This window comes from Streptomyces sp. NPDC000075, assembly GCF_040301925.1.
Taxonomy (GTDB): Bacteria; Actinomycetota; Actinomycetes; order Streptomycetales; family Streptomycetaceae; genus Streptomyces; species Streptomyces polychromogenes.
The window spans coordinates 82,812-108,894 of record NZ_JBEPFL010000017.1 but is presented as its reverse complement, the minus strand read 5'-3'; the positions used below and the strand labels follow the sequence as shown (position 1 = coordinate 108,894).

Annotated in this window: 22 protein-coding genes; 13 read left to right on the top strand and 9 right to left on the bottom strand. The window is 75.9% G+C overall.

Going from position 1 to position 26,083, the window contains the following annotated elements:
* Positions 1 to 45: 45 nt before the first annotated feature.
* Positions 46 to 657, top strand: a complete 612-nt coding sequence (dhaL, locus tag ABT403_RS20915) for a dihydroxyacetone kinase subunit DhaL (RefSeq protein ID WP_344150749.1) — start codon at positions 46 to 48, stop codon at positions 655 to 657.
* On the top strand, positions 654 to 1,052 hold the full coding sequence (locus ABT403_RS20910; protein ID WP_344150746.1) for a PTS-dependent dihydroxyacetone kinase phosphotransferase subunit DhaM: 399 nt from the start codon (positions 654 to 656) through the stop codon (positions 1,050 to 1,052). Before dhaL ends, ABT403_RS20910 begins: the two co-directional genes overlap by 4 nt.
* A gap of 61 nt (positions 1,053 to 1,113) precedes the next feature.
* On the opposite strand, the gene ABT403_RS20905 is transcribed toward ABT403_RS20910, so the two are convergent.
* Complete coding sequence (locus ABT403_RS20905) at positions 1,114 to 1,533, bottom strand: RNA-binding S4 domain-containing protein (protein WP_344150743.1); 420 nt, start codon at positions 1,531 to 1,533, stop codon at positions 1,114 to 1,116.
* 134 nt (positions 1,534 to 1,667) lie between these two features.
* On the opposite strand from ABT403_RS20905, the gene ABT403_RS20900 reads away from it, so the two are divergent.
* The 3 genes from ABT403_RS20900 to ABT403_RS20890 all read left to right on the top strand — a co-directional run bounded on the left by ABT403_RS20900 (position 1,668) and on the right by ABT403_RS20890 (position 5,158).
* Positions 1,668 to 2,063: a TOBE domain-containing protein gene (locus tag ABT403_RS20900; RefSeq protein WP_344150740.1), complete on the top strand. Its 396-nt coding sequence runs from the start codon at positions 1,668 to 1,670 to the stop codon at positions 2,061 to 2,063.
* 160 nt (positions 2,064 to 2,223) lie between these two features.
* Positions 2,224 to 3,051, top strand: coding sequence for a molybdate ABC transporter substrate-binding protein (modA, locus tag ABT403_RS20895; protein WP_344150737.1), 828 nt, complete (start codon positions 2,224 to 2,226; stop codon positions 3,049 to 3,051).
* Positions 3,052 to 3,220: 169 nt separating this feature from the next.
* Positions 3,221 to 5,158 (top strand): ABC transporter permease, encoded by a 1,938-nt coding sequence (locus ABT403_RS20890; protein ID WP_344150734.1) that lies wholly within the window; start codon positions 3,221 to 3,223, stop codon positions 5,156 to 5,158.
* Here ABT403_RS20890 and ABT403_RS20885 read toward each other — a convergent pair.
* Together ABT403_RS20885 and ABT403_RS20880 are read right to left on the bottom strand one after the other, a co-directional pair.
* Positions 5,155 to 7,809 carry a phosphodiester glycosidase family protein gene (locus tag ABT403_RS20885; RefSeq protein WP_344150731.1) on the bottom strand — a complete coding sequence of 885 codons (2,655 nt, stop codon included), beginning with the start codon at positions 7,807 to 7,809 and terminating at the stop codon, positions 5,155 to 5,157. The two genes, ABT403_RS20890 and ABT403_RS20885, sit on opposite strands and share 4 nt — an antisense overlap.
* A gap of 164 nt (positions 7,810 to 7,973) precedes the next feature.
* Positions 7,974 to 10,034 carry a SpoIIE family protein phosphatase gene (locus ABT403_RS20880; protein WP_344150728.1) on the bottom strand — a complete coding sequence of 687 codons (2,061 nt, stop codon included), beginning with the start codon at positions 10,032 to 10,034 and terminating at the stop codon, positions 7,974 to 7,976.
* A gap of 121 nt (positions 10,035 to 10,155) precedes the next feature.
* Between ABT403_RS20880 and ABT403_RS20875 the strand changes: the two genes are divergently transcribed.
* Positions 10,156 to 10,668: a hypothetical protein gene (locus ABT403_RS20875; RefSeq protein ID WP_344150725.1), complete on the top strand. Its 513-nt coding sequence runs from the start codon at positions 10,156 to 10,158 to the stop codon at positions 10,666 to 10,668.
* Between the two features lie 56 nt (positions 10,669 to 10,724).
* Here ABT403_RS20875 and ABT403_RS20870 read toward each other — a convergent pair whose 3' ends face one another.
* On the bottom strand, positions 10,725 to 11,786 hold the full coding sequence (locus ABT403_RS20870; protein WP_344150722.1) for a DUF6777 domain-containing protein: 1,062 nt from the start codon (positions 11,784 to 11,786) through the stop codon (positions 10,725 to 10,727).
* Between the two features lie 317 nt (positions 11,787 to 12,103).
* Here ABT403_RS20870 and ABT403_RS20865 point away from each other — a divergent pair, with 317 nt between their 5' ends.
* The gene (locus tag ABT403_RS20865; protein WP_344150719.1) at positions 12,104 to 13,357 is read left to right on the top strand and encodes a streptophobe family protein; all 1,254 of its coding nucleotides are present in this window, start codon (positions 12,104 to 12,106) and stop codon (positions 13,355 to 13,357) included.
* 82 nt (positions 13,358 to 13,439) lie between these two features.
* Here the strand turns inward: ABT403_RS20865 and ABT403_RS20860 are convergent, their stop codons facing one another.
* Genes ABT403_RS20860 through ABT403_RS20850 form a run of 3 tightly spaced genes read right to left on the bottom strand, consistent with a single transcriptional unit; the run spans position 13,440 to position 17,469 of the window.
* Positions 13,440 to 14,447: a serine/threonine-protein kinase gene (locus ABT403_RS20860; protein WP_344150716.1), complete on the bottom strand. Its 1,008-nt coding sequence runs from the start codon at positions 14,445 to 14,447 to the stop codon at positions 13,440 to 13,442.
* Positions 14,447 to 15,088 (bottom strand): SH3 domain-containing protein, encoded by a 642-nt coding sequence (locus ABT403_RS20855; RefSeq protein WP_344150713.1) that lies wholly within the window; start codon positions 15,086 to 15,088, stop codon positions 14,447 to 14,449. Before ABT403_RS20855 ends, ABT403_RS20860 begins: the two co-directional genes overlap by 1 nt.
* The gene (locus ABT403_RS20850) at positions 15,085 to 17,469 is read right to left on the bottom strand and encodes an FHA domain-containing protein (protein ID WP_344150710.1); all 2,385 of its coding nucleotides are present in this window, start codon (positions 17,467 to 17,469) and stop codon (positions 15,085 to 15,087) included. The genes ABT403_RS20855 and ABT403_RS20850 overlap by 4 nt, the downstream gene beginning before the upstream one ends.
* A 151-nt stretch (positions 17,470 to 17,620) precedes the next feature.
* Here ABT403_RS20850 and ABT403_RS20845 point away from each other — a divergent pair, with 151 nt between their 5' ends.
* From ABT403_RS20845 to ABT403_RS20825, 5 genes are all read left to right on the top strand, one after another.
* Positions 17,621 to 18,694 carry a cation diffusion facilitator family transporter gene (locus tag ABT403_RS20845; RefSeq protein WP_344150707.1) on the top strand — a complete coding sequence of 358 codons (1,074 nt, stop codon included), beginning with the start codon at positions 17,621 to 17,623 and terminating at the stop codon, positions 18,692 to 18,694.
* Between the two features lie 102 nt (positions 18,695 to 18,796).
* Positions 18,797 to 19,288: an NUDIX hydrolase gene (locus ABT403_RS20840; protein ID WP_344150704.1), complete on the top strand. Its 492-nt coding sequence runs from the start codon at positions 18,797 to 18,799 to the stop codon at positions 19,286 to 19,288.
* A gap of 48 nt (positions 19,289 to 19,336) precedes the next feature.
* On the top strand, positions 19,337 to 20,593 hold the full coding sequence (locus ABT403_RS20835) for a Tm-1-like ATP-binding domain-containing protein (protein WP_344150962.1): 1,257 nt from the start codon (positions 19,337 to 19,339) through the stop codon (positions 20,591 to 20,593).
* 173 nt (positions 20,594 to 20,766) lie between these two features.
* Complete coding sequence (locus ABT403_RS20830; protein ID WP_344150701.1) at positions 20,767 to 22,383, top strand: serine/threonine-protein kinase; 1,617 nt, start codon at positions 20,767 to 20,769, stop codon at positions 22,381 to 22,383.
* Positions 22,380 to 22,985, top strand: coding sequence for a hypothetical protein (locus ABT403_RS20825; protein WP_344150699.1), 606 nt, complete (start codon positions 22,380 to 22,382; stop codon positions 22,983 to 22,985). The genes ABT403_RS20830 and ABT403_RS20825 overlap by 4 nt, the downstream gene beginning before the upstream one ends.
* A 260-nt stretch (positions 22,986 to 23,245) precedes the next feature.
* Here ABT403_RS20825 and ABT403_RS20820 read toward each other — a convergent pair whose 3' ends face one another.
* Complete coding sequence (locus tag ABT403_RS20820) at positions 23,246 to 24,532, bottom strand: ATP-binding protein (protein WP_344150696.1); 1,287 nt, start codon at positions 24,530 to 24,532, stop codon at positions 23,246 to 23,248.
* A gap of 276 nt (positions 24,533 to 24,808) precedes the next feature.
* Here ABT403_RS20820 and ABT403_RS20815 point away from each other — a divergent pair, with 276 nt between their 5' ends.
* Positions 24,809 to 25,597, top strand: coding sequence for a trypsin-like serine peptidase (locus ABT403_RS20815; RefSeq protein WP_344150693.1), 789 nt, complete (start codon positions 24,809 to 24,811; stop codon positions 25,595 to 25,597).
* Here ABT403_RS20815 and ABT403_RS20810 read toward each other — a convergent pair.
* Complete coding sequence (locus ABT403_RS20810; RefSeq protein WP_344150690.1) at positions 25,594 to 26,076, bottom strand: NUDIX hydrolase; 483 nt, start codon at positions 26,074 to 26,076, stop codon at positions 25,594 to 25,596. The two genes, ABT403_RS20815 and ABT403_RS20810, sit on opposite strands and share 4 nt — an antisense overlap.
* Between the last annotated feature and the right edge of the window lie 7 nt (positions 26,077 to 26,083).

Sequence of the window (26,083 nt, the reverse complement as noted above, 5' to 3'; positions counted from 1 at the left end):
CGCGGACGGCCGGACACACGACGATGGACGAACGAAAGGATCGCGGTGCGTGACGCAGAGTTCTTCCGGCGCTGGCTGGAGGCCGCCGCGGCGGCGGTGGAGCGGGAGGCGGACCGGCTGACCGAGCTCGACTCCCCCATCGGCGACGCCGACCACGGGGCCAACCTCCTGCGGGGCTTCACGGCCGTCCGCGCCGCCCTCGCCGGGGCGGACCCCGCCACGGCGCCCGGCGCCCTCCTCCAGCTGGCGGGCCGCACCCTGATCTCCACGGTCGGCGGCGCGTCCGGCCCCCTGTACGGCACGCTGCTGCGCCGCACGGGCAAGGAACTCGGGGACGCCCCCGAGGTCGAGGACACCGCGCTGCACCAGGCCCTGGAGGCGGGGGTGGGCGCGGTGTCCCAGCTGGGCGGGGCGGCGCCGGGCGACAAGACGATGCTGGACGCCCTGGTCCCGGGGGTCGCGGCCCTGGGCACCTCGTACGCGGCGGCCGGGGCGGCGGCGGAGGCGGGGGCCCTCGCGACGGTGCCGATAGTGGCCCGCAAGGGCCGGGCCAGCTACCTGGGCGAACGCAGCGTCGGCCACCAGGACCCGGGCGCCACCTCCTCGGCCCTCCTGCTGGCCGCCCTGGCCGACACGGCGGAAGGGGCCGGCGCATGACCCCGGTCGGCATCGTCCTGGTCTCGCACAGCGCGCAGGTCGCGGAGTCGGTGGCGCGGCTGGCCCAGGGCCTGGCGGCGGGCGGCGCGGTGGCCCCGGTGGCACCGGCGGGCGGCAGCCCCGACGGGGGCCTGGGCACGAGCGCGGAGCTGATCCTCGCGGCGGCGGCCTCGGTGGACCAGGGGGCCGGGGTCGCCCTGCTGACGGACTTGGGCAGCTCCGTCCTGACGGTGAAGGCGCTCCTGGAGGACGGCGACCTCCCACCGCACTCCGTCCTCGTGGACGCCCCGTTCCTGGAGGGCGCGGTGGCGGCGGTGGTCGCCGCCTCGGCGGGCGCCTCCCTGGAGGCCGTGGCGGCGGCGGCCACCGAGGCGTACGACTACCGCAAGGCCTGACGGCCCGGCTCCGGCTCAAGGTGCGGGGGTCCGGGGGCGGAGCCCCGGGACCCCCGGCCGGCTACCGCCCCCGCAGGGTGTCGAACTCCCGCCGTTCCCGCTTGGTGGGGCGCCCGGCGCCCCGGTCCCGGATCCCGACGACGGCCGCCTCCACGGCCGTCGGCACCGGAGGGCTGTTGTCGACGAAGCACTCCACGGCCACCGGCGCACCCACCCGCTTGGTCACGGGCCTGCGCACCACCACGACCCGCTCCCGCCCCGCGTGGAACAGCCGCACCTCGTCCCCGGCCCGCACCTGCTGCGCCGGCTTCGCGCGCTCCCCGTTGACCTTGACGTGTCCCGCCCGGCAGGCGGTCGCCGCGACGGACCGGGTCTTGGTGAGCCGGACCGACCAGATCCAGGCGTCCACCCGCGCGGTGCCCGCCTCCAGCGGACCCGCGCCCGTACCGGCCGCTCCGCCCGTGTTCTTCGTATCAGCCATGCGCCGAGCCTATCGATCCGGCGGCCCCGCGGCGGAACTCATTTTGGCGGATACCACAAGAGGCATGGCATATGCGATAGAGAACGAGCCAAACGAATTGCACATGCGGGCCGAGTGGCCCTACCTTGTCGCACATGCAGTCCTACACCATCGGACAGGCGGCGCGTCTCCTGGGCGTCAGCCCGGACACCGCGCGCCGCTGGGCCGACGCCGGCCGGGTCGCGACCCATCGCGACGAGGCGGGCCGTCGCCTGATCGACGGCCGTGACCTGGCGGCCTTCTCCGTCGAGGTGGGGCAGGGCGCCCACACCGAGGACGGGGAGCCGTACACCTCGGCGCGCAACGCCTTCCCCGGCATCGTCACGGCCGTCAGGCTCGGCGACGTCGCCGCCCAGGTCGAGATCCAGGCGGGTCCCCACCGGCTGGTCTCCCTGCTGACCCGCGAGGCCGTCGAGGAACTGGGACTGGAGGTCGGCATGCGGGCCACCGCCCGCGTGAAGTCGACCAGCGTGCACATCGACCGCACCTGACACCGTCCCGGCGCGGCACGCGGCCGCCCCGCTCACCGCGTACCACGAGCGCCCACGGCGCACCCCGCGCCCGTCCCCACCCGCTCCGCCCGTCACGGCGCGGGTCACACCGCGCGGCCCGGCATCCGGCCGGCCGCGGACCCGACCGAGGAGCCCTCCCGTGCACGCGATCCTGAACCGCCGCCGCGCGGCCGCCGCCGCCCTGACCGCCGCCCTGCTCGTCCCGCTGTCCGCCTGCGGCGGCAACGGCGGCGACGGCGACAAGAAGGACGACGCGGCCGCCGCCCCGTCCGCCCCGGCCTCCGCCTCCGCCGGGGCCAAGCCCGCGAACCTCACCGTGCTCGCCGCCTCGTCCCTCACCGACGTCTTCAAGACGGCCGGCGCGGCCTACGAGAAGTCCCACCCGGGCACGAAGGTGACCTTCTCCTTCGCCGGCTCGCAGGAGCTCGCCGCCCAGGTCAAGCAGGGTTCCCCGGCCGACGCGCTGGTGACCGCCGACACCAAGACCATGGACGGCCTCAGGGCCGACACCAACGACGCCACGGTCATCGCGAAGAACCGCCTGGTCATCGCCGCCGGCAAGGGCAACCCCTTCAAGATCGCCGAGCTGAAGGACCTCGCCGACACCAAGATCAAGGTCGTCCTCGCGGCGCCCGAGGTCCCCGTCGGCCGGTACAGCAAGCAGATCCTGGACGCCCAGAAGATCGAGGTGAAGCCGGTCTCCCAGGAGCCCAACGTCCGCGCCGTCCTGAGCAAGGTCGAACTGGGCGAGGCCGACGCCGGCCTGGTCTACAAGACGGACTCCGCCAAGTCCGGCGACAAGGTCGTCACCGTCGACATCCCCGACGACCAGAACGCCGTCGCGTCCTACCCGGCCGCCACGCTCAAGCAGTCCAAGAACGCCGAGGCCGCCGCCGCGTTCGTGGCCTGGCTGAGCACCCCGGAGGCGCAGAAGATCCTCCAGGACGCCGGTTTCCAGAAGCCGTGACACCCACGCTCCGAGGGGGCTGCCCGGTCCGGGGGGACGGGCAGCCCCTTCGGCATGCTCCCGCCGACGCCGACGCAGACGCAGACGCCGACGCCGACCGCGGGCGCCACGCCCCATAGGCTCCGTACGCTTCCCCTCCAGCCGGCCGCAGCCTCCGACCAGGAACCCCATGAGCAGACTCCGCACCCGTACCCGGCCCCCCGTGACACTGGCGCTCCCCGCGCTGCTCGCCGTCGCGTTCCTGCTGCTGCCGCTGGTCGGCATCCTCACCCGCACCCAGTGGGGCGACCTGGCCGACCACCTCACCAGCCCCGGTGTCGTCGAGGCCCTGCGGCTCTCACTGGTGGTCTCCGCCTGGGCGCTCGGCCTCTCCCTCCTGCTCGGGGTGCCGCTCGCCTGGCTGCTGGCCCGGGTCGAGTTCAAGGGCAAGGCCTTCGTCCGCTCCCTGGTGCTGCTTCCGATGGTGCTGCCGCCCACCGTCGGCGGTGTCGCGCTGCTGCTGGGCTTCGGGCGGCGCGGGCTGCTCGGGCCCTGGCTGGAGGGCACCTTCGGCGTGACCCTGCCGTTCCACACCTCCGGCGCCGTCGTCGCGGCCACGTTCGTCGCCATGCCCTTCCTGGTGATCAGCCTGGAGGGGGCGCTCGGCGGCCTCAGGCAGAGCTACGAGGAGACCGCCGCCTCCCTCGGCGCCCGGCCGGTCCGGGTGTTCTTCACCGTGACCCTGCCCATGGTGGCCCCCGGCCTGATCGCGGGCGCGGCCCTCACCTGGGCCCGGGCGCTGGGCGAGTTCGGCGCGACCATCACCTTCGCCGGGAACCTGCCCGGCACCACCCAGACGCTGCCGCTGCAGGTGTACCTGCTGCTCCAGGACCGGCCCGAGGCGGCCACCTCGGTGTCGCTGCTGCTGCTCGCCATCGCCATGGCCGTCCTCATCGCCCTGCGCGGCCGCTGGGCGGGCACCCCGGCCGCCCGCAAGGCGGCCCCGGCCGGGCCGGGCGCCGCCGAGGAGCCCCCGTCCGAGCGCCGCGGCGTCCCGCACCGGGAGGACGGGCCGGCCGCCGCCGACGGCGGGCGCTGGCCCCTGCACGCCGAGGTCACCGGCTTCAACCGGCTGACCCTCGACGCCGCACCGGGCACCACCATCGCCGTCGTCGGCGAGAACGGCGCGGGCAAGACCACCCTGCTGCGGGCCCTGCTCGGCCTGACCCCGCGCGCGCACGCCGCCCTGCGGCTCGGCGACACCGACGTCACCGCCCTGCCCCCGCACCGCCGCCAGGTGGCCTGGGTCCCGCAGGACGGGGCGCTGTTCCCCCACCTGAGCGCCCTCGCCAACACCGCGTACGGGCTGCGCGCCCGCCGGGTGCCGCGCGCCGAGGCCCGCCGCGAGGCGCAGGCCTGGCTGGACCGGCTCGGCGTGGGCCACCTCGCCCAGCGCAGGCCCGCGCAGCTGTCGGGCGGGCAGGCGCAGCGCGTGGCCCTGGCCCGGGCGCTGGCCGCCCGGCCCCGGCTGCTGCTGCTCGACGAGCCGCTCGCCGCCCTCGACCAGACCACCCGGGCGCACGTGCGGCACACCCTGCGGACGCACCTGGCGGGCTTCGGCGGGGTGTGCCTGATCGTCACGCACGACCCCGTCGAGGCGGTGTCGCTGGCCGACCGGGTCCTGGTCCTGGCCGACGGCGAGACCCTCCAGGACGCCCCGCCCGCCGAGGTCACCCGGCATCCGCGCTCCCCGTGGGTGGCCCGGATGCTGGGCCGCAACGCCTGGGCGGGCACCGCCACCGCCGACGGGCTCGCCCTGGCCGGCGGCGGGCGGCTGGTGGTGGCCGAGGCGCTGCCGCAGGGGGCGCGGGCCCTCGCGATCATCGCCCCGGAGGCGGTGTCCGTTCACCGGGACCGGCCCGGGGGCAGCCCCCGCAACGTCTGGCCCGGCACGGTGCGGGAGGTCACCGCGGTCGGCAGCCGGCTGCGCGTGCTCGTCGGCTCGGCCGAGGCCCCCGACCTGGTCGCGGAGATCACCCCCGAGGCCGCCGCCGAACTGGGCGTGGCCGACGGCGCGGCGGTCTGGACGAGCGTGAAGGCCACCGAGGTCACGCTGGTGGAGCTCTAGGCCGGAGGCACCACCGACAGCCAGTCGCGGCCGGGGGCCGCGTGGGGGTCGGCGCCGAACAGGGTCCGGCCCGTGCGCGGGGCCGCGACGGTCAGCACGCCCTCGTCGCGTCCGGCCGTGAACCCGGGTGCGCCGACGGTGATCACCGCGGCCCTCTTCCCGGTCGTACGGCGGAACTCCGCGAGCCGCCGCACCAGCAGGGCGGCCTCCTTGCGGTCCAGGGCCTGCGGCGCGTACGGCAGGACGACGGCCACCGCGCCCGTGCCCGGCTCCCGGGCGGCGGCGTCCAGGGCGTCGCGCAGGACCCGCATCCGGGCCAGTCCGGCGCCCCGGTCGAGGGTGCGGCGGCCGGTGTCAAGCGGTACGAAGCGCACCCCGCGGTGCGGGAACGGCGCCCGCTCGGCGCCGGTCAGTACGAGCTCCGCGCCCCCGGCGGCCCCGCCGGCGGCGAACCTCCAGGGCCGGGCCGCGGCCTGCGCGGCGGTCGCCACCACCGGGTCGGGCCGGGCGGCGGCGGGGGCGGCGGGCCCGGTGGGCGGGGTCGTGGCGGTCAGGGTGTCCAGCAGCAGCCGGCCGGCCCGGGCGCCCGGGGCCGCCGTGAGACGGGTGACGCGCAGGGGCTGCTCGGCGGTGGCCGGGACCGGCAGCCGGACCTCCCGCCAGCCGGTCCAGTCGACGGCGGGCCCGCGCAGGGTGAGGGGCACCCCGTCGGCCCCGGCCAGCTCCACGGCGGGCCGGGCTCCCGAACCGTCCCCGCCGACCCACAGGTTCAGGGCGCGGGTCAGCTCCGGTACGGGCAGCGGCCGGGGCGGGGTGGCGGCCGCGCCGGCGCGGGCCTCCAGGGCGAGCCCGGGGCCGGGGTGGCCCTCGGCGGGGGCGGCGCCCGGCCCGGTCCAGGCGCCGGCGTCCTCGAAGCCGGCCAGGGGCGCGGTCAGGGAGCCGGCGCCGAGGGCGAGTTCGGTGGTGGCGCCGGTGGCCTTGACGGTGGCGGAGAGCCGCCCGGCGGCCTGCGGGACGAGGGCGGTGACGGTGAAGCCGCCCCGGCCGTCCTCGGCGACCCGCCAGCGGGTGTGGTCGTAGCTCAGGGTCAGGTCCCGGGGTTCGACGGGCGCGGCGGCGCCCTGGGCGTCGTACCCGTCCAGCGTGAACCCGGCGCTGTCCCCGCGCCGTTCGAGCCCGATCCGGGCGGGCACGGCCCGGATCCCGGAGAGCGGCCCGAGCACGTCGAGCCGCTGGACCCCTTCGGGCGCGCCCGCCCCGGCCGGCCCGGAGGCCGCGGAGACCCGGACCACGGCGGGGCCCGGGCGGTCGGCGCGGTAGACCCCGTCGGGGCCGATCCGGCCCCGGTCGGCGGTCCAGCGCGGGGTCGCGGCGGCAGGGGCGAGGGCGGCGTCGTGGGCGGTGGCGGTGAGGGTGCGGGTCAGGCCGGGGAAGAGCCGGGCGGCGCCGCCGGCGGGCTCCACGCGGAACCCGGCGAGCGGGCCGGGTACGGCCGGGGCGGTCAGGACGAGGCCGTTGGGCACCGGGCGTTGGTGCCCGTCGGACGGGGAGTTCTCCAGCGTGGGGGCTGTGGCCCCGGCGTGGGCGGCGAGCAGGGTGGCGGAGCCGCCGCCGTCGAGGTTGAGGGCCTCGTACGCGCCGAGCCGGTGCATGAGCGCGCCGAGTCCCGTGAGGGTCAGGCCGCCGCTGTCGCGCTGGCGGCCGTCGACGGTGACCAGGCTCAGCCGGCGGCCGTCCCGGGAGAGCCCCACGGCGGTCCGCGGGGCGGCGGCGTCGTTGGCCTCGCCGTCGTGGTTCAGCGGGGTACCGGCGGCGACCAGGGTCGCGCGCCCGCCGAGCGCCGTCACCGGGGCGGGCCCGGACGAGGGCAGCGGCCGGGCGGTGACGGCCACCTCGTCCCCCGGGCGCAGGGCGGCGAGGGCGGCCGCCGGGGCGGTGCCCCGGGCGGTGAGCAGGGTGGTGCCCGGGGCAGGCCGCGCCGCCGGGGCGGGGCCGGTGGCGGCGACCTTCCCGTCCCGCAGCTCCACGGCCGGGCCGGGTCCCAGCGGCGGGAGCCGTTTACCGCCCCAGTCGGCGGTGTAGGCGGTGAAGCCCTCGGCGGGCGGCTTGGCGGCGTTGTACCCGGCCAGGGGGTACGCGCGCCCGCCGGGCAGGGTCACCGTCCCGTCGAGGCCGAGGCGCAGGAGGCGGCCGGTCCCGTCCGGGCCGAAGCCGACGGCCGCTCCGCCGCCGGGCCCGGGCGAGGCGGAGTGCAGGAGCCGGCCGGCGCCGACGCCGGGGCCGAGGGGGGCTCCGGTGCCCTTGATGTCGAAGAAGTCGCCGTTGACGGCGGCGACCACGCGCCGCCCGGGTCCGGGCCGGTAGCGGGCGACGGCCTCGCCGAGGGTGACGGGGCCGGTGCCCCCGCCGGTGCCCAGGTATTCGGCCCGTACGCCGCCGCGCGGGTCGAGGTCGGCCACCAGCTCGTCGATCCGCAGCCAGCGGTCGGTCTCCAGCCGGTCGTAGGACTCCAGCCGGATCCCGGGGGCGAGCTGCCGGGTGGTCCGGGCGGTCTCGATGCCGTCGCCGGGGCCCGCCGCGGCGGCGTACGCGGGCGCGGGGCCCAGGAGGGCGGCGCTCAACAGGAGGGGCAGCAGCGGACGGAGGCTCATCACCCCGGCAGGATCGCCGTACTGTACGACCATCAGACCATGGGCGCACCGCGTGGACCGGCGGGTTCAGCCGTTCGGACCCTTTCCGCCACCGTACGGACGACGGGCCGGCCACACGTCGCCGCGCCCGCGCCCCGGGCCCGCCCGCCCGCGTCCGCCGGGGCTCACACCGCCGCCGCGACGGCGAACTCGCACCACACGCACTTGCCGTTCCCCCGGGGCTCGACGCCCCAGTCGTCCGCGAGGCGGTCCACGAGCATCAGGCCCCGGCCCGACACCGCCCAGTCGTCCGCCTCGCGACGGCGCGGCAGGGCGCTGCTGGAGTCCTCGACCTCGATCCTGATCCGGCCCTCGGCGGTCAGCCGCATGCCGACCTCACCGCCGCCCTCGGTGTGCACGAGGGCGTTGGTCATCAGCTCGTCGGCGGCCAGTTCGATCTCGTCCGCCCGCTCCCGGGCGCCCCAGGCGGCGGCCGCCGCCCGGATCAGGTGGCGGGCCAGAGCCGGGCCGTCCGTGTCGCCGGGAGTCAGGTGCTGGCGCAGCGGGCCGCCGCCGCGCGGGGCGGGGGTCCCTCGCCGGCGCAGTACGAGGAGGGCCATGTCGTCCCCGCCGCCCGCGTCCCCGACGAGGTCGCACAGCACGTCGGCGAGTTCCTCGACGTCGGCCGGGCCCTCACAGGCGGCGTCCATGAACTCCCGCATCCCGGTCTCGGAGTCTGCGCCGGGCCGCTCGATCAGGCCGTCGGTGCACAGCAGCAGGGTGTCCCCGGGGTGCAGTTCCATGGTGGTGACGGGGTAGCCGCAGCCGGTGCCGGACGGCTCGCGCGGGGGCAGACCGAGCGGGAGGCCGCCCGCGACCTGGACGCGGTGACAGGAGCCGTCCCCGCGCCGCACCACCGGGTCGAGGTGGCCGGCCCGGACCAGGTGCAGCATCCCGGTGTTCAGGTCCGCCTCGGCGTAGGTGCAGGTGGCGAAGCGTTCGGTGGCGAGGTCGCGCAGGAAGGCGGAGGCCCGGGCCATGGCCGTCCCGGGGGTGTGGCCCTCCAGGACGTAGGCGCGCAGGACGATGCGCAGCTGGCCCATGACGGCCGCCGCGTCCGTGTCGTGGCCCTCGACGTCGCCGATCATCACCCCGACGCGGCCCTCGCCGAGCGGTATGACGTCGTACCAGTCGCCGCCGATGTCCCGTCCGATCCGGGCCGCCCGGTACCGTACGGCGATCCGCGCGCCGGCCACCTCCGGGATCCGGCGGGGCAGCATGGCCCGCTGGAGGCCCTCGGCGAGGTCGTGCTCCTGCTCGAAGAGGATGGCCCGCTGGAGGCTCTGCGCGATCCCGCTGCCGAGCGCCACGAGCAGGTTGCGTTCCTCGGCGGTGAAGTCGCCGTCGCGGGCGTAGAGCAGCCCGAGCGCGCCGACGGGGCGCCCCTGGGCGATGAGCGGCAGGTAGACGCCGCTGCGCACGGCCAGCGGCTCGATGTACGGCCACAGTTCGGGGTAGCGCCCGCGGAACTCCTCGCGCGAGGAGAGGTAGACGGGCTGGAGGGTGCGCACGGCCTCGCTCATGGGGAGCCGGGCGTCGATGCGGGTGTACTCGATCTCGGGTACGTACGCGCCCAGTTGTCCCTCGGCGACCAGGTGGATCCGGCCGCCGTCGACGATGCCGAGCATGACGCTGACGGCGCCGAGGTGGCCCAGGCCCTCGGGGTCCTTGAGGATGTCGGTGACGTCGTTGACGGTGCGGGCGTGCGCGAGGATCGCGGCGGTCCGCTCGACGACCCCGGTCATCCGGCGCCTGCCTTCGTCGCGTTCTCCCTCCGCGCCGGGCTCCGAGGGGTCCTGGGCGGCGTCGCGGAGGATCCCGATGATCCTGTACGGGCGGCCGGAGGGCTCGCGCAGGACGTGGCCCTGGAGGTGGGTCCAGGTGGTCGTGCCGTCCTCGCGCAGGGTGCGGAAGTAGGCCCCGTAATGGCTGCGGCCGTCCGCCAGGGCCTGCGCGACCCGGTGGTCGAGGCGTGCCTCGTCGCCGGGGACGATCCGGGCGCGCAGTCCGGCGGGGGTGCCGTCGAACCGCTCCGGGCGCAGGTCGAGGACCTCGAGGGCGGTGGCGTCCAGGTGCATGCGGCCGCTGTCGAGGTCCCAGTCGAAGGTGCCCATGCGGTTGAGCGCCAGGCTCAGATCGGGCCGCGCGGGCCAGTCGACCGCCGGGGTGCGTCCCCGCTGGTCCATGCTGCCAGGGTCTCACTCTTCCCCGCCCCCGGCAGCGCACGGGTCGTGGGCCCGCGATTTGCCGGGTCCGGCGGGCGGGCAGACGATCGGATCGTCCCTCTGTCTGCGAAGGGAAACACCCATGAGGCGCCTGAGCTGGACGTACCGGGCCCCGGTCGGGACGGTGCTGGCATGCGGGCTGGCGGTGGGTCTGGCGACCCCGTCCACGGCGGCGTCGAAGCTGCTGAGCCTGAAGCTGGACGCCCCCTACGTGACGGTCTCGTTCCTCGACACGGAAGCGCACGACAAGAGCAACGTGCTGGTGCTGCGGCCGCAGGGCGGCGGGGAGACGCTGCGCGTGATCCTGTCCGACGAGGTGCCCGGCACCGGCAAGACCGTCACCAAGAAGCTGGACGCCGGGATCCGCCCGGGCGTGCGCTACTGCGCGGCCGTCGAGGTGGCCGTCCTGTCGGCGGAGGAACCCACGGGGCTCCCGACGGAAGTGCCCACCGGCCTCCCGACGGAGCTGCCGACCGGGGTGCCGACGGAGCTGCCGACCACGCTGCCGGAGCCCGATGACGTCGGCACGATCTACGAGACCGGCACGGTCTGCGCCGACCCGGCCGGACCGGCCGCGACGGCGGGCGGCTCGTAGCCGCTAGGCCCCCGCCCCCCTCCGCGGCGCGGCGGGGGCCGGGGGCCGGCACGCGCCTAGTAGGGGTTCTCCGGGGGATAGGCCGGCGGGGTGGTCGCCGGGGCGGGCGGGGGCGGGACCGGGGCGGGCTTCGTCGCGGCCGGGGAGCTCGGGTACGGCGCGGTGGCGGTCTCCGAGGGCGGTTCGGACGGGGTGGACGGCGGCGCGGTGGACGGCGGCGCGGTGGACGGGGTCTCCTTCGCCGTTCCGGTGGGCTTCGGCGTCACCGGGCCGGTCGTCGCGGCCGTGGACGGGGACGGGGCGGGCTGCGTGCCGGTCGGGCTGACGGTGGCCACCGGGGTCGGGACGGGCGGGGGCGGGACCGGCTTGTCGGGCTTCGGGGTGGCCCCGCGCCCGCGTTCGAGCCAGCGGCGGTCCTGGTGGTCGTAGATGACGAAGGCGTTCACGGTGGTCTCCGACGGCGCGATGACCACCACCTTCGACGGTTCGTACGCGCCCCAGGACTCCCCGCTGCGCTTCGGGTTGGCCTTCAGCGCCACCGGCGGGCTCAGGGGGTTGCCGCACGCGCAGCGCACCCTGGGCAGCCCCCGGTCGTCCACCAGCACCGCCGTCCCGGCCTGGAGCACCGCCTGGTAGGCGGTGGGGGCGCCGTCGCGGAAGCCGTGGTTGGTGACCCGGGTGTCCAGGCGCAACTGGACGGCGGTGAGCCCGCGCAGGTAGCCGGGTACGGCGGCCGGTTCGACGCCGAGGGCGGAGGCGAAGGCGCCGTTCTTGGCGGGCTGTCCGTTCAGGGCGGCGATCTGCTTCTCGACGTCGCAGCTGGCCACGTCCCGCGTGCCCCCGTAGAGGCCGGGCGCGGAGCCGCTGACGCTGCGGGTGCCCGTCACGGCGGAGGCCGTGGCCGAAGCCGTGCTCGGGCTGGGGGCCGGGCTCCGCGGCGGCGGGGTGGCCTGCCGGGCGGCCGTGGACTCGGTGAAGGGGTCGGGGCCGGAGGCGGCGGCCGGCTGGAGGAACAGCTCGCCCCCCGCCTGGCCCGAGGAGCCGCCGGGGCGGGTCAGCACCACGGCCAGGGCGGCGACGACCGCCGCCGCCACGACCGCCGTGGCCAGCCGGGGCACCGAACGCCACCAGGGGCGCGGGGGCGGCTCCCCGCCGCCCCCGGAGGACCCTCCGGGGGGCGCGGGTGGCGGCGGCACCGACCCCCGGTCCCCGCCCGAGAGGGGCCCGGAAGGGGGACCGGTGGGACGCTCCGAGGACGGCGGCTGCGAGGAGAACGGGGGCGGCTGCCCACCGGACGGCTGAGTGGTCACGGGCCCTTCTTCCCGAGCACCGAACGAGAGGATTCCGGACATCTGCCGGATTTCCGGCACTCCTGCCGCCCATTGTGTGCGTGGTCCGAGTGGTGGCCGCAAGCCGGGGGTGCCACGGTGGCAGGGTGATCGGTACCTCAGCGAGGGCGTGGCGAGACGCCCTCGTCGCAGTCGTGGCGGGCTTCGCGGTGATGACCGCGGTGGCCGCGGCCGGGCTGGCCTGCGCCGGGGCCGCCGACCTGCCGGGCGGGGCGTTCCCCCATGTGGTCGCCGCCGTCGTCGTGATGGCGGCGGGCGGTGAGGTGGGCATCACGGGCGACGCCGGAGTACTGGGCGGCGCCCACGCCGGACTGTCCGTGCTCCCGCTGTCGGTGAGCCTGGCCGGCGCCCTGACCACCGGGTACCTGTTCCTGCGCCCGCTGCGCCACCGCGCGGTGGCCCGGCCGCGCGAACTGCTCGCCCGGGGGGCGCGATCGGCGCTGCTGTGGCTGGTCCCGCTCGCCCTCTTCGCGCTCTTCGCGCACCACACGTTCCGCCTGCTGAACGGCGACTCCCCGCTGGAGGACCTCGGCGACCTCCTCGACTCCACCCCGACGGCGGGCTTCCGGGCCGATCTGCCCGCGACCCTGCTGTTCGGACTGGTGTGGATCCTGGGCCTGTTGCTGATCGCCCTGCTGGTCTCCCGCCGCGCGCCGCTGCCGGCCCGTCTGCTCCGCTTCCACACGGCGGTGCGCCCGGCCGCGTTCGCCACCGCCGCGCTGCTCGTCGGGTACGTGGTGCTCGGCCTGGCCGTCGGCCTGGTCGCCGCCGCCACCCAGGGGCACGCCCCGCGGACCCTGGCCGTGCTCCTGCTCGGCCTGCCCAACCTCGCCTGGCCGGCCCTGACCCTCGGCTTCGGGGGCGCCTGGCAGGGGCGGGCCGAGGGCCCGTTCGGGCTGCCGATGCCCCAGCTGCTGGACCGGGTGCTGCGCGGGCCCGACCTCTCCACCGTCGACGTGTCCTCGCTCGCCCGGCACGACGGCCGGGCGTGGTGGCTGGTCGCGGTGGCCGCCGTCGCGCTGCTCGGCACGGGCGTCCTGGCCGCCGTGCGCTCCCCGGCGGGTGTCCGGCCCTGGCAGCACGCCCTGCACCTGGGGGTGGCGCTCGCGCTGGCCACGCTGACGGTCTGTCTGCTGGGCCGGATCCAGGCCCAGTTCGGGCTCTCCCTGCTGGGCATCGGGGACGACTCGGGGCTCGGCGGCAAGGTCGAGCTCACGCCGTCGCTGTGGCGTACGACCGGCCTCGGCCTGGTGTGGGGCGCGGTGGCCGGGTTCCTCGGCGCCCTGCTGGCCCGCCCCCTGCGCCACCCCGGCCGGGTGGACGAACCCGCCGCGCGCTAGCTCGCGCCGGCCAGAGCGTTAGCGTTTCAGCCCCGGTTCCGGCCGCCCCAGCCCCGGTTCAGGCCCCGGTTCGGGCCCTGGTTCAGGCCCGCCCCCGGAACACCGGCAGCGCCCACCGGGGCGGCGGGGGCGGGGGCGGCGGTCCGGCCGCCTGGGCGAGCGCCCCCGCGTCGGCGGCGGCTCCGGCGACGGCGCCGGCCACCGGGACGGCGGCCGCGGCGGTACCCGCCTTGCGCAGGGCCCCGGTGAACTCCAGGCAGCTCCCCCAGCGGTCCTCCGGCGTCTTCGCCAGGGCCCTGGCCAGGACCTCGTCCACCGCCGGCGGCAGCTGCGGCCGCCGTGAGGACGGCGGGGGCGGCGGGTCGAACTGGTGGGCCCACAGCAGGGCCATGTCGTCGTCCCGCTGGAACGGCGGCCCGCCGGTGAGCATCTCGTGGACCACGCACCCCAGGCTGTACACGTCGCAGCGGCCGTCCACCGGCTTGCCGGCGATCTGCTCGGGCGCCACGTAGTCCAGGGTCCCGACGAACTGCCCGACGCTGGTGAACCCGGTCAGCGACAGCGACTTCTTGGTGAGTCCGAAGTCCGTCAGGTAGACGTGCTCGGGGTGTTCGCTGTCCGTGCCGTCCGCGACGAGGATGTTGCCGGGTTTGACGTCCCGGTGAACGAGGTCGTGGTCGTGGGCCGCGTCGAGCGCGGAGGCGACCTGGCCGGCGATCCGGGCGGCCGTCTCCACCGGCAGCGGACCCGTCCGGTCCAGCAGGGCCCGCAGGTCCTGCCCGGCGACGAACCGCATGGCGATGTAGAGGAGCCCGTCCGTCTCCCCCGCCTCGAAGACGGGCACGATATGCGGGTGGTCGATGGCCGCCGCCACCTTCGACTCGTGCGCGAAGCGCTTGCGGAAGGTGTCGTTGCGGGCGAGTTCGGGGGCCAGCAGCTTCAGCGCCACCGTGCGGTCCAGCCGCAGGTCGCGGGCGCGGTAGACGACGGCCATCCCGCCCCGGCCGATCTCGCTCTCCACCAGGTACCCGGCGATCTGCTTGCCCAGCAGCCCCGAGGGCCGGCCGCCCAGCGAGTCGGCGGCCCCCATCACGGCCCTCCGGCCCCGGGCTGGTCCACGACGCGGGTCGGCTCATGCCCCTGGCCGGGCGGTACGGGGGCACCCGCCGCGGTCTCGGCCTCCGCGGCCGGCGAGGCGGGCTCGGGTGCCGGCTCCGGCGCCGGCGCGGCGGCACCCGGCCCCGAGACGACCGCGTAGGTCGCCATGCGGTTCCCGTCGGCGTACATCCACCGCCGCGAGGTCTCGTCGTAGAGCCACGCGGACTCCCCGTCGATCACGATCCCGACCCGCAGCCCCCGGACGGCCCGCCCGAAGTCCTCACCGCCCGCCGTTCCCTCGGCGTGCTCGCGGACGGCCCGCCGGTAGCGCTCCAGGGCCTCGGCGGCGCGGCCCAGCAGCGGTGCGGGGTCCTCGGTCCGCGCGAGGGGCCGGCCGGAGGTGGGCGGCGGCTGCGGGACCGCCACCAGCAGCCGTCCGTCCACCCAGGCGGACCAGCCGTTGGCGCAGAGGATCTCCGTCCACTCCCCGCGCCGCGAGAGCAGCTGCACGGGCAGGAAGGGGTCCAGGGGCGCGGTCGGCCGGGCCACGTCGGGGGCCTCCCAGGCGGGCAGGCCCTCCTGCGGGACGACGTGGGTGGGGTGGAACTCGGGGATCGGGTCGGTGAAGGTCATTTGCGCGGCTGCTTCCGCATGACGGCCGGCTCCTGGCGGCGCAGCAGCCGGGCCACCACCACGCCGAAGACCGCCGACAGCACGAGCAGCGCGGCGATGCACACCACCCATCCGTGCGCCTCGTGGTGGTAGATCGGGTCCTGGGTGAGCTTCCCGGGGACGATCCGGCCGAGTTCGATGGTGGCGCCCATGGCGCCCATCGCCCACCGGGAGGGCGCCAGCCACGCCACCTGTTCGAGGACGGGGACGCCGTAGAGCTTCAGCAGGGTGCCGCAGAAGACGACCTGGACGATGGCGAGGAGGACCAGCAGCGGCATGGTGACCTCCTCCTTCTTGACCAGGGCGGAGATCATCAGGCCGAGCATCATCGCGGTGAAGGACAGCAGGGCGACCGCGAGGGTGATCTCGATCAGCGGGGGCATGAGCACGCCCTTGCCGCCCGGGGCGTTCAGGTCCACTCCGGCGAGGGCGATCAGGGTCAGGACCACGGCCTGGGCGACGGTGATCGTCCCCAGCACCACCACCTTCGACATCAGGTAGGCGGAGCGCGACAGCCCGACGGCGCGTTCACGCTGGTAGATCACGCGTTCCTTGACCAGTTCGCGGACGGCGTTGGCGGCGCCGGTGAGCACTCCGCCGATGGTGAGGATGAGCAGGGCGTTCAGCGACGTCTCGACGTCGAGGACGTTCCCGGCGAGGGCGCGGGCCATGGCGCCCATCATGAACGGCAGCGCGACCATGATGACGAGGAAGGTGCGGTCGGCGCTGAGCACGGCCGCGTACCGGCGGACCAGGGTGGACAGCTGGGAGCCCCAGCTCTGCGCCTTGGGCGGTGGCGCGGGCGGCGGCGCCGCCGCCTCGGCCGCCTGAGCGGTGAGCGGTACGGGCGCCGGGCCGTGGGCGGTCAGCTCGACGTAACGCCGGTGGACCGGCGAGCCCCGGAAGGCGCCCGCCCAGTCCCGTTCCCGGTCGTTCTCGAAGACCTCGAAGGCCTCCGGCCACTCGGCGAAGCCGAAGAATCCGAGGGCCTCGTCGGGCGGGCCGAAGTAGGCGACGCGCCCTCCGGGGGCGAGGAACAGCAGCCGGTCGCAGACGTCGAGGCTGAGCACGCTGTGCGTGACGACGATGACGGTCCGGCCGTCGTCGGCGAGGCCGCGCAGCATGTGCATGACGGAGCGGTCCATGCCGGGGTCGAGGCCGGAGGTGGGCTCGTCGAGGAAGAGCAGCGAGGGCTTGGTGAGGAGTTCGAGGGCGACGGACACCCGTTTGCGCTGGCCTCCGGAGAGGCTGTGGATGGCCTGGTCGGCCCGCTGGACGAGGCCGAGCTCGCGGATCACCTCGTCGACGCGGGCCTCGCGCTCGGCCCGGCTGGTGTCCTGCGGGAAGCGCAGTTCGGCGGCGTACACCAGGGCGCGGCGGACGGTGAGCTGGGCGTGCAGGATGTCGTCCTGGGGCACCAGGCCGATGCGGCTGCGCAGCTCGGCGTAGTCGTGGTAGAGGTCGCGGCCGTCGTAGAGGACGCTTCCGGTGTCGGCGGGGCGCAGGCCCGTGAGCGCGCCGAGGAGGGTGGACTTGCCGGCGCCGCTGGGTCCCACGACGGCGAGCAGGCACTTGGCGCCCACCGGGAAGGTGACCCCTTCCATGAGGGTCTTGCGGCCGTGGTCGACGGTGACGCCGAGGCCCTGCACGTCGAGGGAGACCTCGCCGGTGTCGGTGAACTCCTGGAGCTGGTCGCCGATCAGGCAGAAGGCCGAGTGGCCGATGCCGACGATGTCGCCCTCGGAGATCCGGGCCCGGGTGACGGGGGCGCCGTTGAGGTAGGTGCCGTTGTGGCTGCCGAGGTCGGCGATCTCGTAGCCGCCGTCGGCGAGGGCGCGCAGCTCGGCGTGTCTGCGGGAGACGACGAGGTTGTCGATGACCAGGTCGTTGCCGGGGTCCCGGCCGATGCGCAGGGCGGTGCGCGCGGGCACCTGCCGGACGCTGGTGGGCTGGCGGAACGTGCTGGTCATGGCGGGGTTGGTGACGGAGGAGGGGCGGCCCGCGGCGGCGCGAACCGGCGTCCGGCCGACGAGGAGGGCGCGGGGGCCGTCGACGGCGTTGCCGAAGCGCAGTTCGCTGCCGGGGCCGACGCTCTCGACGCGGACGCGGTGGCCGTCGGCGGCCCAGGTTCCGTTGGTGCTGTTCTCGTCCACGACGGTCCAGTGGTCCCCGTCGGGGCGCAGGACGGCATGGTGCCAGGAGACGCGGGCGTCGTCGAGGCAGATCTCGCAGAGGGGGTCGCGTCCGACGTGATAGGTCCTGCCGGGGCTCATCTCCGTGGAGCCTCGGGCGGTTTCCAGGACGAGTTCGGGCGCGGTCGGCACACCGGGGCGCTGGACCATGACCAGATTTTCGCACGATCCGTCGATCCCGGCATAAGCGCAGGTCAAGCGGGTCTTATGGGTAATGACAACGGTCCCCGTTGCAGCCTTTGCCCTATACGCCCGGGTGCGCTTCACTTCACGCGTCGGAACCGAACAGACGGGGGAAGCCATGACCGGACGCGACAGCCGCGGCCTCGGACACGACCATGCTCACGAGCACGAGCACGAGCACGGTCCCGCACAGGGCCACGCCCACGGGCACGGCCACGGGCACGCCGGGCACAGCCACGGGGTGGACCCGGACGCCGACCGCCGCTGGCTGGCGATCGCGCTCGCCCTGATCGGCGGCTTCATGGCCGTCGAGGTGGTCGTCGGCGTGCTGGCCCACTCGCTGGCGCTGATCTCCGACGCCGCGCACATGCTCACGGACGCCGTCTCGATCGTCCTCGCGCTGGTCGCGATGCGGCTGGCGGCCCGGCCGGCGCGCGGCGGGTTCACGTTCGGGCTCAAGCGCGCGGAGATACTCTCGGCCCAGGCCAACGGCCTGACGCTGCTGCTGCTGGCGGTCTGGCTGGCGTACGAGGCCGTGCGCCGGCTGCTGGACCCGCCGCCGGTGGAGGGCGGGCTGGTGCTGGTGACGGCGCTGGCGGGGATCGTGGTGAACGTGGCGGCGGCCTGGTGCATCTCGAAGGCGAACCGCTCCTCGCTCGCCGTGGAGGGCGCCTACCAGCACATCCTCAACGACCTGTTCGCCTTCATCGGGACGGCCGTGGCCGGCCTGATCGTGCTCACCACCGGTTTCGTGCAGGCGGACGCGATCGCCTCGCTCGTGGTGGTGGTGCTGATGGTCAAGGCGGGGTACGGGCTGGTGCGCGAGTCCGGCCGGATCTTCCTGGAGGCGGCCCCGGCCCATCTGGACCCGGACGCGGTGGGCGACCGCCTCGTGGGGCACCCGCCGGTGACGGAGGTGCACGACCTGCACATCTGGACGATCACCTCGGGGCAGGCGGCCCTGTCGGCGCACGTGCTGGTGGAGGAGGAGGGCGACTGCCACGCCGTACGGCGCGACCTGGAGGCGCTGCTGGCGAAGGAGTACGGGATCACCCACACCACCCTCCAGGTGGACCACGTCCAGGACGACCTGCTCTCGGTCGGCCGGGCGGGCGAGGTGGCCGAGGCCGCCGACCCGCACTGCGCGGACGCGCACGGCCCGGTCCACCGCTCGGGCCCGCACGACCACTGAGCGGCCTGCGGCCCTTGCGGCCTTGCGGCCCTGCGGCCTTGCGGAACATCCCGCCCCGGTTCCGGTCACTGACCGGGGCCGGGGCGGGGCATGTATGGGACCGTGACACAGTCGAAGAGGTACAAGCGGAGCGCCGGCCTGCTGCTGTTCCGGCGCGGCGGGGACGGCGGCGCGGACGGGGTCGAGGTGCTGCTCGGCCATATGGGCGGCCCGCTGTGGGCGGGCCGGGACGCCGGGGGCTGGGCGATCCCGAAGGGCGAGTACGGCCCGGACGAGACCCCGCGCGACGCGGCCCGCCGGGAGTTCACCGAGGAGCTGGGGCTGCCCCCGCCGGAGGGCGAGTACCTGCCGCTGGGCGAAGTCCGGCTGAGCTCCGGGAAGCTGGTGACGGTCTGGGCGGTGGAGGCTGACCTCGACCCCGCGCTGATGGTGCCCGGGACCTTCACCATGGAGTGGCCGCCGCACTCCGGGACCGAGCACGAGTTCCCGGAGCTGGACCAAGTGGCCTGGTTCCGGCCGACGTTGGCCAGAAACAAATTGATGGCCGGTCAGCTGCCGTTCCTGGAGCGATTGTTGACCCTCCTGGCGGATTGACCTGACCTTTACTTGCCAACAAACCTCACCTGCATGGACATTGCACATATGACGAACGTCGTGCTGGTGGGAACCCTGGACACCAAGGGTGTCGAGTACGGCTGGCTGCGCGAGAGGCTGCTGCGCGCCGGCGTCGAGGTGGTACTGGTCGACACGGGGATCATGGGTGAACCCCGGGTTCCCGCGGACGTGCCGCGCGAAGAGGTGGCGCGGGCCGCGGGAGCCGACCTCTCACAACTGCGCACGGCCGCCGACCGGGGCGCGGCCGTGACCACGATGGCCGAAGGCGCGGAGGCCACCCTCTTACGGCTGCACGCGGAGGGCCGGATGCACGGGGTGCTCGCGATCGGGGGCAGCGGCGGCACCTCCATCGCCACCCGGGCGATGCGGGCCCTGCCGCTGGGCCTGCCGAAGGTGATGGTCTCGTCGATGGCCTCGGGGGACGTCTCCCCCTACGTCGGCTCCTCGGACATCACCATGATGTACAGCGTGGTGGACATCGCCGGGATCAACAGCGTCTCGGCGCCGGTGCTGGCCAACGCGGCGGAGGCGGTCGCCGGGATGGCCAAGGGCTACGCGCGCTCCGCCCTGGACCGCCGCCGCCCCGCCCGGCTCGGCAGCGGATCGCGGCCGCTGGTGGCCGCGAGCATGGCGGGGGTGACCACGACCGGTGTGGACGCGGCCCGCGAACGGCTGACCGAGCTCGGCTACGAGGTGCTGGTCTTCCACGTCAGCGGCAGCGGCGGGCGCACCCTGGAGAAGCTGGCCGGCCAGGGGGTCTTCGCGGGCGTGCTGGACCTGACCCTCAGCGAGATCGCCGACGACCTGTGCGGCGGCATCCTCACCGCCGGCCCCGACCGGCTCAGCGCGGCCGGGCGGGCCGGGATCCCGCAGGTGGTGAGCCTGGGCGCGCTGGACATGGTGAAGTTCGGGCCGCTGGAGTCCCTGCCGGAGCGGGCCCGCTACCGCCGGGTGCGGGTCCACAACCCGTCGATCACGGTGATCCGCACGACGGAGTCCGAGTGCGCCGAACTCGGGCGGCGGGTGGCCTCCAAGCTGCGCCTGGCGACCGGGCCGACGGCGGTCTGCCTGCCGCTGCGCGGACTGTCCACCCTGGGCGCGCCGGGCGGCCCGTACCACGATCCGGAGGCGGACGGGGCGCTGTTCTCGGCGCTGCGCGAGGGCCTGCGGGGCAGCGCCGCGCGGCTCTACGACTACGACACCCACATCAACGATCCGGCCTTCGGGCGGGCGGCGGCGGATCGGCTGCACGCCATGATCGGCGCGGTGTCGGCCGCCGCCTGACCAGGGCGCGCCCCCGCGCATGCCCCCGCGCGCCCCCGAGCGCTCCCCGTCCACGGACCGGACGGGCCGGATGGCCGGGAACCGGCCGTGGCTCAATGGTGTCCCTGGGGGTGGCCGGTCGGAACCGACCGGTCCGGCTCCGGGAGCCGGCGATGTCACGGAGGGGGGCGGGGATGAGCAACGGGTGGACGGTACCCGGATACACCGAGGTGCGTGAGCTCGGCTCGGGCGGCAGCGGCCGGGTCGTGCTCGCGGTCCACGACGCCACCGGCACCGCGGTCGCGGTGAAGTACCTCAGCGACCGGATGCGCGAGGACCCGGCCTTCGTCCGCGAGTTCCGGGCCGAGGCCCGGCTGCTGGGCGGCCTGGTCTCCCCGTACGTGACGCGGTTCTACGAGTACGTGGAGGCGCCGGACGGGGCCGTGATCGTCATGGAGCTCGTCGACGGGGTCTCCCTGCGCTCCGTGCTGCTGGAGTCCGGGCGCACGGAGCCCGAGGCCGCGCTGGCGGTCCTCAAGGGCTCCCTGCTCGGGCTGGCCGCCGCGCACCGGGCCGGTGTGGTCCACCGTGACTACAAGCCGGAGAACGTGCTGGTCGCGGCCGACGGCTCCTCCAAGCTGGTGGACTTCGGGATCGCCGCCGGCCGCGGCACCACCCCCGGGGTCGCGGGAACCCCCGCCTACATGGCCCCCGAGCAGTGGCAGGGGCGGCCGGCCTCGCCGACCGCCGACGTGTACGCGGCCACCGCGACCTTCTTCGAGTGCCTGACCGGCCGCAAGCCCTACGACGGCGCCAACTTCGCCGAGCTCGCCGTCCAGCACATCGAGGCGCCGATCCCGGAGACCGAGGCCCCCGAACCCGTCCGGCCGCTGATCCGCCGGGGCCTGGCCAAGCTGCCGGAGCAGCGGCCGGAGAACGCCGAGGCCTTCGTCGCCGAACTCGAGGCGGTGGCGGTCGCCGCGTACGGACCCCAGTGGGAGGAGCGCGGGCAGCGCAAGCTGGCCGCGCTGGCGGCCCTGCTGCCGCTGCTGTTCCCGTCGGCGGGCGGCGCCGCCGCGGGTACCACGGCGGTGGCCACCACCTCGATCGGTTCCGGCTGGGCCCCCGGGCGCGGCGGCTGGCTCGCGACGGGCCTGGCGCTGGTGCTCGGGGCCGTCCTGGTGTTCACCACGGACGCGTCCGGCGCCCCGCCGGGACCCTCCGCGCTGAGCGACTTCGCCACCACGAGCCCGGCCGCCCCCTCCGCCCCGCCCGCGCCCGGCCCGTCACCGGCGGGCCCGTCCGCGTCCCCCTCCCCGACGCCCACGGGCAGCCCGGCGCCCACGCCCACGCCCTCGGCCTCCACGCCGGAGCCGACGCCCACCCCGACGGCCTGGCCCTCCACCGGCGCGAGCCCCACCTGGACCCCGACGGCCCGGCCGACGGTCACCTGGTCGCCCACGCCGACGCCGAGCCCCACCCCGCGCGTGACGAAGCTGGACGTCTCGCTCAAGACCGGGGCCTACCGGGCCGACGCCGCCGTCTCCCTGGCGACCCAGGGCAGCGGGCCGGTCACCATCGTCGTCCAGTGGTTCCTGGGCGGCTCCCAGGGGGCCTACTCCGTCCCCGACGGCACCGACACCCTGGTGGTCCAGGCGGGCGCGCCGGCCACCGTCGTCCAGTCCCACACCTTCCCCCGGGGGCGCGGCTGCTACGCCGGCGTCCGGGTCACCACCAAGCCCGCCGCCGGCGCCCCGGCGTCCGACTCCCAGCCGCTGGTGCGCTGCACGGACCTGGAGCCCCCGCGATGAACGATCCGCACGCCCCGCAGGACGAGGACTACAGCGCCACCGTCCTCGGCAGCCACTGGTTCAGCGGGCCGCCGCCCCCACGGGACGCGGCCCCCGACCGGGTCGAGGGCGCCGTACTGCGCTTCGGCCCGGGGGTGACGGCGGCCCTGCCCGCGCCCTTCCCCGTAGGGCCCGCACCCGCGCCCGTCCCCCCGCCGTCCGGGCGTGGCGGCGGCTGGCGCCGGTACACCCTCGCCGCCGTGGTGCTGGCCGGGGTGCTCGCGTACCTGGGCTGGCAGCGGTTCGGGCCGGCCGTCGAGGTCCGCGAGGTCGCCGTGAGCACCGATCCGCAGGGCCCGGGCTGCGACGCGACGGCGGACGTGGTGGCCGCCGTGGCGACCAACGGCCGCCCCGGAACCCTCACGTACCAGTGGGTCCGCAGCGACGGCACCCGGTCGGAGGAGCTGACCGAACGGGTCCCCGCCGGCCGCGAGGAGGCCACCCTCCACCTGATGTGGACCTTCAAGGGCACGGGCAGCTACCCGGCCCGCGCGGAACTGCGACTGCTCTCCCCCACCCCCCTCACGGCGGCCACGGAGTTCACCTACCGCTGCCCGCGCTGAGTCGTCCTTGTGGCCGGGGCGGTATGGCCGTCCGGCCGAGGCGGGGGCGGTGGGGGCGGTGGTTGACTCGAAGGGTCGACCGGGGCGTGCAGGACGCCCCCAGGCACCCCTGCGTGCCGTGTTCCCTCCGGCAACACCCCCTGGGAGCACGGCCGTTTCCGCTCGGATGCCGGGTCCGCGCGGAAGGCCCGCGGCCGCTTTGGGGAGCAGCCGCGGGCCGTTCGCGTACCCGTCCCCCGCCGCAACCGGGGGACGGAGTCTCAGAGCCGCGCGTGGGCGGTGATGTCGGCCTGGAACTCCCCGGTCATCGCCGGGGTCACCGTCGGCCTGCACTGGGCGACGGCCGCCAGGTAGTCGTCCGTGGTCGCGCCCGGCTGGGCCGCCGCGCCGCGCGCGCCGACCGCCTCCAGGTCCCGTTCGAAGGAGACCTGAGCCGCGGTCCGCGCCGCGTGCTCGATGTCGGCCGGGGTGAACAGCTCCGTCGCCGCCACCAGGGCGGCCACGTCCACGTCCGCGCGCCCGGCGGTGTAGCGGGACCAGATCGCGGCACGGGCCCCGGCGTCCGGGGTGCCGATCGGGATCAGGTAGTCGAACCGGCCGGGCCGCAGGAACGCCGGGTCGAGGGAGCGGATGGAGTTGGTGGCGCAGACCAGCAGCCGCTCGTCGCCCTCGCGGAAGCCGGGTATCAGCTTGAGCAGCTCGTTGGTGACTCCGTGGGCGCCGCCGGGCTGCGCGGGCTCGGTGCGCACGGGGGCGATCTCCTCGACCTCGTCGATGAAGACCAGCACCCGTTCCAGCTCGGCGATCCGGGCGAAGGCCTGGCGCAGGGCCGCGGCCAGGTTCCCGCCGTCGGCCAGGCGCGAGGGCAGCAGTTCCACGAAGGGCCAGCCCAGCCGGGAGGCGATGGCCCGGGCGAAGGTGGTCTTGCCGGTGCCGGGCGGCCCGAAGAGGGCGATGGCGCGCGGCGGGCGCACCCCGTGCGCGGCGGCCCGCTCGGGTTCGGCGAGGGGGAGCACCACGCGGCGTTCGATCAGTTCCTTCTCCTTCTCCATGCCGGCGACCTTGGCCCACAGGTCGTTGGGCAGGAAGCGGCCGCCGAGGTCGTCGAGGAGTCCGGCGGCCGGCCCGTGCAGCGGCTCGGTCTTCTCGAAGTAGGCGACGGCGGGCTGGCGGGTGTAGCCGGCGTTCAGGAGGCCCTCGCCGAGCAGGTCCTCCTCGGGCAGGACGTACGCGATACGGCCCACGCGGGCGGCGATCAGGCGGCGCTCCAGCTCCACGAGGAGGGCGCTGGCGAGGCCCCGTCCGCGCCAGCCCGCGGCGATGGCGATGCGCATCACCCAGGCCCGCTCGCCGGTCACGCAGGCGAGGGCCGCACCGATGGGGACGCCCTGGTGGACGGCGACCACGCAGGGCTGCCGGCCGGTCAGCGCGCTGATGCACTCGGCGAGCGAGAAGACCGACTCCTGGCCGAGTTCGGCCGTCGTGTCGATCAGATGGACCACCGACGCGAGGTCGCCCTCGCGGTAGTCGTGGATGAGCCAGTTCACCGGGTACCGCCCCTCGTTCGTGCTCTTGCGGCGAGGCTAGGGGCGGGCGGGCCCGTCGATCACGCACCGCCGTGCACAACAGCGGGCCCGGAACCCCTCCGCGGCGTCCATAGACCGGTGGGTTCCGCCGAAGCTCCGGCCCGGGGGGCGGTGTCCGTTCATGGCTTCCGACAGACGGGCGGGGCTGCGGCGGGCTCCGGCGGGCTCCGGCATTCACAGCTGATTCATACGGAATTCCGTGCCGGGGCCACAGTTTCCCCGGGAAGGCTCGGAGGCATGATCCAACGCATCCTCCCCCGCAAGGCGGCCGGCCGTCCCCGCGCCCGGGCCCGACGGGCGTCACGGATCCTGCTCGCGGTGACCGCGATGGGCGCCCTGCTCGGCCTGGACCTGCCCGAGGCGGGAGCCGCGACCCCGCTCGGGGTGACCGCCGGGGCCCCGGCGGGGGCGGAGGCGGGGCGGGTCGGCGCGCTGTTCGCCGGCGGGCTCGACGGGGGGCACTTCTGCACCGCGTCCGTGGTCCGCAGCCCCGGCCACGACCTGATCGCCACCGCCGCGCACTGTCTCGACCACCCGGACACCACCGTCTTCGCCCCCGGCTACCGGGACGGCGAGGCCCCGTACGGGCTGTGGCGGCTGACCCGCGTGTACGTGGCCCCCGGCTGGACGGCCGGCCAGGACCCCGACGCGGACGTCGCCTTCGCGACGGTCGCGCCGGCCGGTGCCGGGGAGACCCGGGCCGTGGAGGACGTGGTCGGCGCCTTCCCGGTGGCCGCCGCGCAGCCCGCCGACGTGACGGTGACCGTGCTCGGCTACCCGAGCGTCCTGGACGCCCCGCTGACCTGCTCCAACGCGACGAGCCTGTTCTCGCCGACCCAGCGCCGGATCGACTGCCCCGACCTCAGCGGCGGCACCAGCGGCAGCCCCTGGCTGGCGGGCGACGCGCTGGCCGGGGTCCTCGGCGGGTACCAGGGCGGCGGCGACGTCCCGGAGGTGTCGTACAGCGCGGTGATGGGCGACGAGGCGATGGCCCTGTACTGCGAGGCGGCGGGAGTAGCCCGTTAGACGGTCTGCGGCGCCTCGAACCAGGTCGGCTCCTCGGCGAGGGAGCGCCGGATCCGGTGCAGGGCGAAGGGCTCCAGCGGCGGCAGCGCGTCCGGGGCGAACCAGGCCACCTCCAGGAGTTCCCCGTCGGCCGGGCGGGCCTCGCCGCCGGTGGCCCGGCAGCGGAAGGTGATGTCCTGGTACTGGCAGAGGTCGCCGTTCGCGTAGGTGACCGGTTCGAGCATCTGGACGAGGACGACCCGCTCGGGGACGCACCGCACCGCCGTCTCCTCGTAGACCTCGCGCACGGCCGTCTCGGCGGGCTGTTCGCCGGGTTCGGCGATCCCGCCGACGACGGACCACCGGCCGGTGTCGGCCCGGCGCCCGAGCAGCACCCGGCCGTCGTCGTCGAAGACGACGGCGGTGACGCCGGGCAGCAGGAGCAGCAGGTGGCCGGCGCCGGCCGCCCGGATCTCGCGGATGAACTCGGGGGTGCTCATGCGCCGA

Excerpts from the sequence above, each read along its gene's own strand:
- ABT403_RS20910 (WP_344150746.1), top strand. The coding sequence starts at position 654 with ATGACCCCGGTCGGCATCGTCCTGGTCTCGCACAGCGCGCAGGTCGCG.
- ABT403_RS20905 (WP_344150743.1), bottom strand. The coding sequence starts at position 1,533 with ATGGCTGATACGAAGAACACGGGCGGAGCGGCCGGTACGGGCGCGGGT.
- ABT403_RS20900 (WP_344150740.1), top strand. The coding sequence starts at position 1,668 with ATGCAGTCCTACACCATCGGACAGGCGGCGCGTCTCCTGGGCGTCAGC.
- ABT403_RS20890 (WP_344150734.1), top strand. The coding sequence starts at position 3,221 with ATGAGCAGACTCCGCACCCGTACCCGGCCCCCCGTGACACTGGCGCTC.
- ABT403_RS20885 (WP_344150731.1), bottom strand. The coding sequence starts at position 7,809 with ATGAGCCTCCGTCCGCTGCTGCCCCTCCTGTTGAGCGCCGCCCTCCTG.
- ABT403_RS20880 (WP_344150728.1), bottom strand. The coding sequence starts at position 10,034 with ATGGACCAGCGGGGACGCACCCCGGCGGTCGACTGGCCCGCGCGGCCC.
- ABT403_RS20875 (WP_344150725.1), top strand. The coding sequence starts at position 10,156 with ATGAGGCGCCTGAGCTGGACGTACCGGGCCCCGGTCGGGACGGTGCTG.
- ABT403_RS20860 (WP_344150716.1), bottom strand. The coding sequence starts at position 14,447 with ATGGGGGCCGCCGACTCGCTGGGCGGCCGGCCCTCGGGGCTGCTGGGC.
- ABT403_RS20855 (WP_344150713.1), bottom strand. The coding sequence starts at position 15,088 with ATGACCTTCACCGACCCGATCCCCGAGTTCCACCCCACCCACGTCGTC.
- ABT403_RS20850 (WP_344150710.1), bottom strand. The coding sequence starts at position 17,469 with ATGGTCCAGCGCCCCGGTGTGCCGACCGCGCCCGAACTCGTCCTGGAA.
- ABT403_RS20845 (WP_344150707.1), top strand. The coding sequence starts at position 17,621 with ATGACCGGACGCGACAGCCGCGGCCTCGGACACGACCATGCTCACGAG.
- ABT403_RS20835 (WP_344150962.1), top strand. The coding sequence starts at position 19,337 with ATGACGAACGTCGTGCTGGTGGGAACCCTGGACACCAAGGGTGTCGAG.
- ABT403_RS20830 (WP_344150701.1), top strand. The coding sequence starts at position 20,767 with ATGAGCAACGGGTGGACGGTACCCGGATACACCGAGGTGCGTGAGCTC.
- ABT403_RS20825 (WP_344150699.1), top strand. The coding sequence starts at position 22,380 with ATGAACGATCCGCACGCCCCGCAGGACGAGGACTACAGCGCCACCGTC.
- ABT403_RS20815 (WP_344150693.1), top strand. The coding sequence starts at position 24,809 with ATGATCCAACGCATCCTCCCCCGCAAGGCGGCCGGCCGTCCCCGCGCC.
- ABT403_RS20810 (WP_344150690.1), bottom strand. The coding sequence starts at position 26,076 with ATGAGCACCCCCGAGTTCATCCGCGAGATCCGGGCGGCCGGCGCCGGC.